The organism is Geobacillus sp. GHH01, assembly GCF_000336445.1.
GTDB lineage: Bacteria > Bacillota > Bacilli > Bacillales > Anoxybacillaceae > Geobacillus > Geobacillus zalihae.
This window is the reverse complement of the sequence record NC_020210.1, coordinates 1,357,354-1,367,500: the sequence shown is the minus strand read 5'-3', so window position 1 is coordinate 1,367,500 and position 10,147 is coordinate 1,357,354. Positions and strand designations below refer to the sequence as shown.

Genomic DNA, 10,147 nt, shown 5'->3' with positions numbered 1-10,147 from the left:
CGTTTACGGCGTGGACTACCAGGGTATCTAATCCTGTTTGCTCCCCACGCTTTCGCGCCTCAGCGTCAGTTGCAGGCCAGAGAGCCGCCTTCGCCACTGGTGTTCCTCCACATCTCTACGCATTTCACCGCTACACGTGGAATTCCGCTCTCCTCTCCTGCACTCAAGTCCCCCAGTTTCCAATGACCCTCCACGGTTGAGCCGTGGGCTTTCACATCAGACTTAAGGGACCGCCTGCGCGCGCTTTACGCCCAATAATTCCGGACAACGCTCGCCCCCTACGTATTACCGCGGCTGCTGGCACGTAGTTAGCCGGGGCTTTCTCGTGAGGTACCGTCACCGCGCCGCCCTCTTCGAACGGCGCTCCTTCGTCCCTCACAACAGAGCTTTACGACCCGAAGGCCTTCTTCGCTCACGCGGCGTCGCTCCGTCAGGCTTTCGCCCATTGCGGAAGATTCCCTACTGCTGCCTCCCGTAGGAGTCTGGGCCGTGTCTCAGTCCCAGTGTGGCCGGTCACCCTCTCAGGCCGGCTACGCATCGTCGCCTTGGTGAGCCGTTACCTCACCAACTAGCTAATGCGCCGCGGGCCCATCCGCAAGTGACAGCCCAAAGGCCGCCTTTCAACCGAAGACCATGCGGTCTTCGGTGTTATCCGGTATTAGCTCCGGTTTCCCGGAGTTATCCCGGTCTTGCGGGCAGGTTGCCCACGTGTTACTCACCCGTCCGCCGCTGACCAAACAAGAGCAAGCCCTCGTTCGGTCCGCTCGACTTGCATGTATTAGGCACGCCGCCAGCGTTCGTCCTGAGCCAGGATCAAACTCTCCAAAGAAAGTTGATTGGCTTTTGCTTCGGCCCATGCGGACCTCCGCTTTTCGTCGCGCTTCGTTTCGTTCAGTTTTCAAGGAACAAGCAACTTCTTTCCATAATCTTGAGGAATTCAGCTTTTCTGAATTCGCTCGCGTTTGCAATTCAATTTCTTTATTAATCTTTATTAATATAATGATTACATCCGACGATCGCCAAGTTTCTTAATTACTATCTTGAACAACCTGGCGAATTTAATTATATCAAAAAATCATATTTTGTCAATAAGCATTTTTTAACTTTTGCGTTTTCATTTGCGTTTTCGTTCTTTGTTGAATGCATTTAGGCCGCTTCTTGTCTACCACCGAAGCGACGTTTTATATAATACTACTTTCATCATCTGAAGTCAACAGTTGTTGTGCATGCAATTTCAACCAAAATCAAGCTGCATTCCTCTGTATATCACCACTGTCCCCCGGCATCTGCCCTTGAGCAAATTTCATCTTCCAACTTACCTAAACCTCACATTTCGCACCTTACGAGAGGGAAAACGAAGATCTTTATGAGCAACTGAACGCCATCACCGGCCCAATGTTGGCACCGGGAATTCACTGACACCAGACGGTCATTTTCTTCCTACTCTTCAAGCCATATCCGAACCTCTTCCTCGGGGATACCACCACCTGTGCAATCTCTTCTATATGTCATTCCTTTTTGCACAATGTTATGGACTAGCCTGCATTCCACCTGAGAAAAAATGAAACTGCAGCACGTTGCCAAAGGGAAACTCCATAGAAAACAAGGTCACTCCCTCACGCGGGGCATCATAGCTGAAGACGGGGATCGAAACGATGCGGGAAGCAAACGTGGATGCATCCTGCCAAAACAGCGTTCATTCAACCTTTACCGGATGATAATGAAACAGAAGTCGAGGAACGAGGAGTTAAGCTTTCAGGAGGACAAAGACAACCAATCGCGATTGCTCGGACCATCTTGAATCATTCAAATCCACCACAAACAACCATCTATACTTCTTCCAATTGAACCTGCTTGCAAATAATTTGCAGCAACGGCTCTTTATAATCAAAAGTATAGATATGAAAATGCTGAAATCCGCTTGAATCTGCTGCTGCATGTTCAAAGCGAATCATGGTAAACAAGCTGTCAAAATGGAGCTCCTCCCTCGACATTCCTATGACTTCCTTCCACATTTTGTACTCTACAGCCAAGCAATCCGTAAAATGCAACACGAATGTTCTATTTTCCTCTCTATTCTCCTGTACATCCCAATAATAGTCGATTGTGATAGACAAATCTAACGGATTGTTCCACTTGATATCCGTTATAATGCTATCTGTGAAGTCAAAATGGTCTTTGATTTCTTTATAGTTGTTGGCAATGATCATTTGACTCCCCCTCCTCTCCAGCATGAAAATGCCTCTTCTTTTCAGGAACACCGATCGTCACAACACCATCATGAAAACATTCGATTGCATACTCTCCATGTTGGCAAAGAATAAAAGTGTCTGACCCCACTGCCACCACATCATCAATAGCATGCAGAACTCTCTCTAATGTCGTCTGGATGCCAGGGTTATCAGAATAATTCCATAGCACAATCACATCGTAATGATCAATTCCCCTTTGCCGCAGCCAATCAACTACTTCCGATGCATGCTTTATGTGTTTCTTTTCCGATACCTTTTCCCAATCGATTCTCCCCCAAGGCAAGATCGGGAATCATGTGCACAAATAATCAAAATATGTTTCGGTTTCCCCGCTCGTTAACATCCTCAAGTTCTCATGGCCTATTGCATAAACACACTCTTCAAATAATGTCATGTTTGCCCCCCGCTTCAATATCGTTCGATGCCACTGTATGTACTGTATATATTTTCATGTCTTTTCCACATGCATTGGATTGAACTCAACGTGAGCGCCACTCTACATTCCTTGCCTCAATAAGAATGATATTCACCCCATCGGATTCCCAAAAAATGAAAAACGACTGCAAACGCAGTCGTATCAAGGAGTTTACGAATTTTCATCCGAACTAGTCGGATCATTGGAACGGCCCCGAGAGGATTCGAACCTCCGACGCACGGTTTAGGAAACCGACGCTCTATCCACTGAGCTACGGGGCCATATGGCTCTCCTTTTTCATTCTATCCATCTGCGCCTAAAAATTCAATAGCTGATAGACAAACAAAATAGAGAGCTCCACCCCCGATCTCTCCAAAGTTCGCTTTTCGTTCCCGGCAATTCAACCGCCGACGGCTTCTTTGCACGACGATCCATCCCCATCGATCGCTCCAATCCGCATCCATCAGCCGAATCCCGCTTCGTTCCGACGCAATGGAATAGAACGTATAGGCGACGATTGACACCACTCATCCCTCATAGAAATGTCATCTTTATCACCACACACCGCCATTGCCCCCGCATTTTTACGAGGCGCCCCGTCTGCACGGCAACGCGAAGCGATGGGATTCGCCGCAGCCTTGAACCGCTGCTTCCCTGATCGCAGGCATGACGACCTTCTCCGTCCACCGCCCTTGCAAACACACGCAACTGGATCAGCGTCCTCGACGAGCGCCATCCGCACAACGAACGGTTGGCCGTTTGTCATCATCAACATCCTTGGCGGAATCGTTCCCATCGTGGAAAGGACGGTTCCTCACGGAGGAAACCAACAATAAGGGATATCATTCGTGAACATAAGGCCGAAATCCTGCATGTACGAAAAAATGGAGAGCTGGGGAAAGCTCTCCGTTTTTCGCTTGTGTGTTCCATCCAAGCCAATACGGCGAAATCCCTGCCTTGGCATAAAGGCTAAACAAACATCAACTCGCTTAATCGGGAAAACCTCGAGCAACTAGGAAATCGGCCCCAAACGGCTTTTATTCAGGCACATACATTTTCTGCAACGGAAGCAGCGCTCTCGCATCGCTGGGCATGTTCTCATACCAATGGACAATCAAGTTGACCAGCTCTTCCAAATCAATCAGTTTCACAGAATTATGTTTGGCGACTGCCTCTGCGTGGGAAGTAAAACCACCTGTGGAGACGAACAGGCAATTGGCATCAATCGGGTTGGCTCCGAGAAGCTGCTGGATTTCCGAAGCCGAGGCGGCGCTTTTGCGATGCTTCACTTGCACCTTAATTATGGGTTTTTCAAAGCCAAACGCGTCCTTATAGGCGAGCACATCCACACCGCCGTCAGGGCCTTTCGGACTCACTTGCACATTGTACCCCATTGCTTGAAGCAAGCCCGCCACTAAATCTTGCATTTGCCACGGATCAAGCTTGTCCACTTTGTCTTGGATCATCATCAACGCTTTTCCAACAAGGTCTTCAACGATTTCTTCCGTTTCCCCCTCTTCATGTTGAGGTTTTGAGAATGGTTCACTGTGTAAACGCTGCTCGATTTCATCGCCCCATTCGTCCACTCGAAACACCGTCAGCGTCGAACCTAAACTGTTCTTCGCTCCGTCTGACAGCGAATCCCTTGGAACTGTCGCATTTTCCCATTTTACCCGGATGATGTTCGGATAATAGGGATGCCCGATGGAGGGATCGTAACGATGCTCTTCTGTCACGGTTCCAACAATATACTCCCTTTTCTCTTTTGAATATGTGATCACTCGATCGCCCTTTTTGATTTCATGGGCAAACCGCCATACTTGATTCACCCAACTCGTTCTCGATTTTGGTTTTGACTCGGCAAACACTTCATCCGCCTTTCGCTGCAGCTGTTCTTTCGACCGAAAGCGCTTCGGATCGCCCAATCTCGCCCAACCGATCGATGCAATGCCCTTTTCCAGCCAAAGCGGAATCAGTTCATTGCGGTCGCCCGCGCGGATCATCCACCATTTTGACATCCAGGTTCCTCCTTTTGGCAAAAAGAAATCGCTCCGTGAAGCAGCCATTCTTCTAAAAACAGGAGCCGAAACAATGAGCCTATAGCTCACCGCTATAGGCACTACATTTAAGATGTGCCAAAACGAACAAACCGTATAACATAAGCCCATCCATCGGTGTTCTTCACCTAATTACAAACTGTTTAATCGATTTCGTTCAATTTTGATCGTATGATCTTTTCCATCCAATACATCTGCGCGCTTGCTGCCGTAGAGGCGAAGCTTGGGAGAGCCTTTCACCGCTTTTATGGAAAGCCGCGGAGTTCCCCGCACTTGTTGTCTTTGCAGGTCGACACACTCGAGAAACTCATTCCAACGGACGATGGCAATCACTTGATTGGAGTCACTCGGCTGTTTCTGTGCGCAGACAAATGCAAACACGATTTCTTTTTCCTGGCTGTGTTCGAGATCAATCTTGTTAATTTCAGCAATCTCATGATCGCTGAATACAAACGACCAAGTGAAATCTTTGGAGCCGGATGGATTCGTGTTGTATTTCGTGTACATAATATAGCTCGCTTTATTCGTCGTGACTTCATAAATTTGTCGGTTGTCATTTTCCTTTTCAAACAGCGCCGGCGCCAACCCGCCGTTGACCAGCGCGGAAAGAAGCGCTCCATAGTAATAATCCGCTTTGCGAATCGTCGCCATCCGTGTCCCCTCCCTTTGTCATAGATAAAAAGATTCGATTGATTTGATTGTATCAACTTTTGTAAAACATTGCCGTCGAACTTTGTCGACCGACCAAAAAATACAAAAAGAGCGGTGCGGTGCCGCTCCCTTTTCTGCCTCCGATGGCGAAGCGATGAAAACTCGCAACGCTTCCGCTTTGAAGCTCATTTTTTATCAACTCCTATTTCTCTAAGTGTGCAATACACTAGCGCCCTGTTGCTGCTCGGGAATGTGCTCTTGGATGTCTCAAAGATTTTGCATTCAACCGGGTCAATTCATAATGTGATGCTAAGACAAAGCAGAAGCCCGCTTGGCTTCTGTTTTGTCCCCACCTTCAACGGCTTAAGGCTCGTAACATAAACCGCTCGACATCATTCTCCGGTCCGATGAATTCCACGTCTGTTCCGATGGCTTGGAAGTGTTTGCGGGCGAAGGCAATTTTCGCTGCTTCACCGGGACGCAGTTCGTCCTCCCATTCCTGTCCTTTCGTCTCGAGGACGAAGTACAGTTTTTCCTCTCCATCCTTTTCGATGACAAGCGCCCAGTCGGGATTGTAGGAGCCGATCGGTGTGTCAATTTTAAACCAACTCGGCAGTTTGACGTACACTTTTACGTTCTCATCGTGTTCAAAACGTTTGGCGAACCGCTCTTCCACATCGGAATCGTAAAGGATATGGTCAAACGGCGATTTTTCGCTCGGGATGGCGTTGTCGTTCAAATAGGCGAGCAGCTCTTCGTTTTGGAACAGTTCGACCGCGTAATACGCATCATCACCAATTTTGTAATATTTCACGCCATCTTTCAGCAACAGCCTCATTTGGCGCTGGATGATGTTCGCCACTTCTTCAATAAACTTTTGCGGATTGTTTTTGAAATCATCGAGCCGTTTGCAGCCGGTCAAAATGCGCACGATCGTCTTCCGCGTTAAATTCGTCCGGTTTTGCAGCTCGGTGATGACATCCGGAAGCGTATGGTGCAAGCTCACGTAATCCTCCACTTTTTCGCTGACCACCTGAGCCTGTACGCCTGTCACATGATCAATTTCCACCCGTCCTTTCCGGCTGACAATGCGGATTTTTTCAATGGGCTTCATTTCCTGAATGGCGGCGATGCACAAGTCAATGAGCTGTTCGCTGTCAAAATCGACCGAATAGACGGTTTTGTATTTGATTTTGTCCCACAATTGCCGAAACTCTTCTTGATTGAGAACCGCCATATTGACATTGACTTTTTTCTTTTTCGTCCCATCTTTGATCGGCAATGCTTGCAAGTGCCGTTTGATCTCTTTCACGATGGACGACCGCCACGGCTGGAATTCGTCGCCTAAACGGAGGTCGTAGTCTTCAATGGCCTGCTTGAGCTTTTCCGTTGCTTTGCCCTGTTTGTCAATATAGCCGTTTTGTTTTAATTCCTCATACAGCTTCAATGATAAATCATAACCCATTTGCACCGGCTCGTCCGTCGCCTCGTCCAAATAGACGAGTTTCGCAAAGACATGCTTTTCAATTTTGCCGAACCGAATGCCTGTATCCTCTTCAATCTCTTTTTGCAACGTAGCGACGAATTCTTCATACGACTCATTCGCCATCACCGTTAATATGTTGACATGATCGTCATGCACCCGCTCTCCGTTTTGATCGACAGCCAGCCGCAATCCGCGCCCGATTTCCTGGCGCCTCGATACATAGGTGCCGGACGAGTCTTTCAACGTGCAAATTTGGAAGACGTTCGGGTTGTCCCATCCTTCACGGAGTGCGGAATGAGAGAAAATGAAGCGGAGCGGCTCATCGAGGCTGAGCAGCCGTTCTTTGTCTCTCATAATAAGGTTGTATACGTCCGTATCCGCCTCTGTATTTCCTTTTGTATCTTTCAACCGTCCTCTTTTATCTTGGGCAAAATATCCGTTATGCACCTTCTCGATATCTTGGTCAATGCCCGGATCTTCCCAGAGGGGACGGTATTTCGGCTTTTGCATTAAGTTCCGATACTCTTCCTCAAACATCGCCGCATATTTTCCTTTGATTGGATTGCCGTTTTGATCATAATCACGGTAATGAGCGACTTTGTCGATGAAGAACAGACTTAATACTTTAATCCCGCGCGGGCGAAGCCACAATTCTTTATTTAAATGTTCTTCAATCGTTTTGCGGATTTGATACCGCTTGATGGCATCGTCATCGACATCTCCAATCGCGTCGCCCACCCCGAGTCGGTAGCCGTTGATTTCAACCGCTTCATTTCCTTCCGTCCAATCGATTTGCTCGACGATATAGCCGCGGTACAGTTCGCGCTCCCCCGAAACGTCATACAAGTCATCGCCGTATTTGACCGTTTTCGTCGTCCGTTTGATCTTCCCGCGCGATTCGACATCGAGCTCAATTTTCGCTTTTCGCTCTTTCACCTCAACGAGCTTGATGTACGGCACATTGAACGACGGCTCAGAGCGGACAGACATGACCTCAATTTTTTTCACAAGCTTTTGATTGTACGCATCGACCGCATCGAGGCGATATATCATATTGTATTTATCCACATGCGTCGCTGAGTAGCGCAGCGTGCAAAGCGGGTTGAGCGACGCGATCGCCTCCTTCGACTTCGGCGTCGTATCGACGCTTTGCGGTTCATCGATGATGACAATCGGATTCGTCTGTTGGATAAACTCAATCGGTCGGTACCCGTTCAGACGATCGTTCGGCCGATGAATGACGTTCGCCTTATCCTCCTTTTCCGGGTCTTCGAAGCGTGTGAGTAAAATATTTGTGGGTGACATTCCGAAATGATCCCCGACGAGGGTTGCGAACTTTTGTTCGCGACGCTCGTCGGGGCCACCAAGCGAAGCGCGGTAGAAAAAAGCAAATGTCATGCAAAAAGGACTCTCTCCCTGCTATGATGGTGATTGTCAACATCAACCGAAAACAGGAGGGAGAGAGTCCATGAAACATCTTACCACAGAATGGCCTTTATTAAAAGAGCTGGAGGAACAATTAGTCAGAACTCTTCAAAAGGTGTTCGCTGTCTTGTTGGCGGCCCTTTTGGAGGAGATTGATCAACAACTGGCGGAAGCGCGGGACAAGCGCCGGTATCAGCTGAAAGACAAACGGCCGACTACGATCCAAACGCTGTTTGGAGAAGTGACGTTTCGACGGAACTACTACTATGACCGGCAAACGGGGAACTATACCTTCTTGCTGGATGCCGAATTAGGCTTTGATGGGGCCCGATCGATCAGTCCTTGCCTCGAGGAAACGGCGGTCGAGTTGGCCGTAGAGTGCTCTTCCTACCGCAAAGCGGCCCGTACGTTGGAGTCGATCGTGGGGTATGCGGTCATGAGCCACGAGGCGATTCGCCAACTGGTGCTGGAGGCCCCTGTCTCGCTGCACCGCCCTGTTTCCCAACGGCACGGCCGGGTGCTGTTTGTGGAGGCGGATGGACTGTTTATTTCCCGCCAGGGGAAAGGGAAACGGGCGAAAGAAGAGAAAATCCTGGCGGTTCACGAGGGATGGAAACGAAACGGTTCGCAGCTCGAGCTCGTGAACCGGCGCCACTACCTCCATGAAGGGGAGGGAGACGTGTGGGAACGGTTCGAAGAGTGGCTGATGAACGAATATGCCTATGATCCGTGCCGGGACCTGTTGATCATCAACGGCGACGCGGCGTCGTGGATCACGGCCTGCCGGGAGTATTTTGGGAAGCGGGCGTGCTTTCAGCTGGATCGATTTCATGTGGCGCGGGAGCTGCGTCAGTGTCTGTCCGGCCATCCGCGTTGGCGGGAGGTGCGGAAGAAGCTGGCGAAACAAGACGAAGAGGGGCTTCTCGTGGAGCTGAACAGCGCGGTCGGCACGTTGGAGGACGAAGCGAAAGAGAAGCAGATGGCTGCCATGATCCGCCGGATCGAGTCGATGCCGGGATGCATCCGGGACTATCGGGAGTGGCTGTCGGAGCAAGGGGTGGAGACGACCGGCATGCGTCCGATGGGCCACGCCGAGAGCGTGATGAGCCGGTTTGCGCATCGGGTGAAATCCCGCCGCAGCTGGAAAGACCAAGGGCTTCGGGCGTTTCTGAGGGCGATGGCGGCCCGAATCGACGGGATTTGGCGGAGAAATGGGCAGTTGGTGGAGGAAGAAGAGACCCGAACGGCGGCCTCGGCCTCAACAAAGTCCAAGCGGATCGAACAGGCCAAACGGAAGGCCGGACGGTTATGGGCAGATGTGGTGCGTCAGAATCTACCGTGTCTGCAGCGGTCATCCGGGACACCGATCCATCAAGCGTTGTCGGCGCTTCGGGATTTTGGTTGGGTGTAAAAAAATGGAATACAATATCATCACCTCAAGATGAGGGATGAGAGTCCGAAAGCGCTTACGATATCAATTCCTGAAAATGGTTCGCTAACTAGTGATTGACAACGCCCGTAGTGAACCGAAAAAATGTTCTCCACAAAGTCTTGACTGACTCACGATATCCCCTAGTTCCTGTATGCCTTTGTTTTCGAGGCACCTTTCGGTCTTCCTCTAACCACTCATCAATCTGTGCTTTATATGGATCTAACTTTGACTGTTTTGGCTTCCTTGGAGTTGGAAGTGGATTGCCATCTTCTTTATTGGCATATTTTTTGATTGTTTGAAAGCTATGTCCCGTCTCTTTGGCAATGGCTCGCAGGGACATCCCTTTATATTCATACAAATATTTGATATGATGTTGTTGAATCATTGTAAGCATCCTTTCTTCCCCTTCTAACTGTACTTTTTGTCCAA

6 protein-coding genes, 1 tRNA gene, 1 rRNA gene and 2 pseudogenes (1 of these 10 cut by a window edge) are annotated in these 10,147 nt (G+C 49.3%); 2 read left to right on the top strand and 8 right to left on the bottom strand.

From position 1 onward, the window contains the following. Positions 1-829, bottom strand: a 16S ribosomal RNA gene (locus GHH_RS06790); it reaches 730 nt to the left of the window's first position. A gap of 866 nt (positions 830-1,695) precedes the next feature. Between GHH_RS06790 and GHH_RS19460 the strand changes: the two are divergent. Beyond that, positions 1,696-1,812, top strand: a pseudogene (locus tag GHH_RS19460) (hypothetical protein); the annotation flags it as partial. 17 nt (positions 1,813-1,829) lie between these two features. Here the strand turns inward: GHH_RS19460 and GHH_RS06785 are convergent. The 6 genes from GHH_RS06785 to GHH_RS06760 form a co-directional block, all read right to left on the bottom strand. After that, entirely contained in the window at positions 1,830-2,210 is a 381-nt protein-coding gene (locus tag GHH_RS06785) for a hypothetical protein (protein ID WP_015374570.1), read from the bottom strand. 665 nt (positions 2,211-2,875) lie between these two features. After that, positions 2,876-2,948: transfer RNA gene (locus GHH_RS06780), tRNA-Arg, on the bottom strand. Positions 2,949-2,969: 21 nt separating this feature from the next. Further along, positions 2,970-3,191: a hypothetical protein gene (locus GHH_RS06775; protein ID WP_236612598.1), complete on the bottom strand. Its 222-nt coding sequence runs from the start codon at positions 3,189-3,191 to the stop codon at positions 2,970-2,972. A 513-nt stretch (positions 3,192-3,704) separates the two neighbouring features. Continuing rightward, positions 3,705-4,685 (bottom strand): restriction endonuclease, encoded by a 981-nt coding sequence (locus tag GHH_RS06770; RefSeq protein WP_015374568.1) that lies wholly within the window; start codon positions 4,683-4,685, stop codon positions 3,705-3,707. Between the two features lie 171 nt (positions 4,686-4,856). Continuing rightward, the gene (locus GHH_RS06765; protein ID WP_011230885.1) at positions 4,857-5,375 is read right to left on the bottom strand and encodes a hypothetical protein; all 519 of its coding nucleotides are present in this window, start codon (positions 5,373-5,375) and stop codon (positions 4,857-4,859) included. 355 nt (positions 5,376-5,730) lie between these two features. Further along, positions 5,731-8,166, bottom strand: coding sequence for a type III restriction endonuclease subunit R (locus GHH_RS06760; RefSeq protein WP_236612597.1), 2,436 nt, complete (start codon positions 8,164-8,166; stop codon positions 5,731-5,733). A 163-nt stretch (positions 8,167-8,329) separates the two neighbouring features. Here GHH_RS06760 and GHH_RS06755 point away from each other — a divergent pair, with 163 nt between their 5' ends. Further along, positions 8,330-9,697: an ISLre2-like element ISGsp3 family transposase gene (locus tag GHH_RS06755; RefSeq protein WP_015374565.1), complete on the top strand. Its 1,368-nt coding sequence runs from the start codon at positions 8,330-8,332 to the stop codon at positions 9,695-9,697. Positions 9,698-9,848: 151 nt separating this feature from the next. Here GHH_RS06755 and GHH_RS06750 read toward each other — a convergent pair. Further along, positions 9,849-10,103: pseudogene (locus tag GHH_RS06750) on the bottom strand (IS21 family transposase); the annotation flags it as partial. Positions 10,104-10,147: the final 44 nt, after the last annotated feature.

Excerpts from the sequence above, each read along its gene's own strand:
- GHH_RS06785 (WP_015374570.1), bottom strand. The coding sequence starts at position 2,210 with ATGATCATTGCCAACAACTATAAAGAAATCAAAGACCATTTTGACTTC.
- GHH_RS06770 (WP_015374568.1), bottom strand. The coding sequence starts at position 4,685 with ATGTCAAAATGGTGGATGATCCGCGCGGGCGACCGCAATGAACTGATT.
- GHH_RS06765 (WP_011230885.1), bottom strand. The coding sequence starts at position 5,375 with ATGGCGACGATTCGCAAAGCGGATTATTACTATGGAGCGCTTCTTTCC.
- GHH_RS06760 (WP_236612597.1), bottom strand. The coding sequence starts at position 8,166 with ATGTCACCCACAAATATTTTACTCACACGCTTCGAAGACCCGGAAAAG.
- GHH_RS06755 (WP_015374565.1), top strand. The coding sequence starts at position 8,330 with ATGAAACATCTTACCACAGAATGGCCTTTATTAAAAGAGCTGGAGGAA.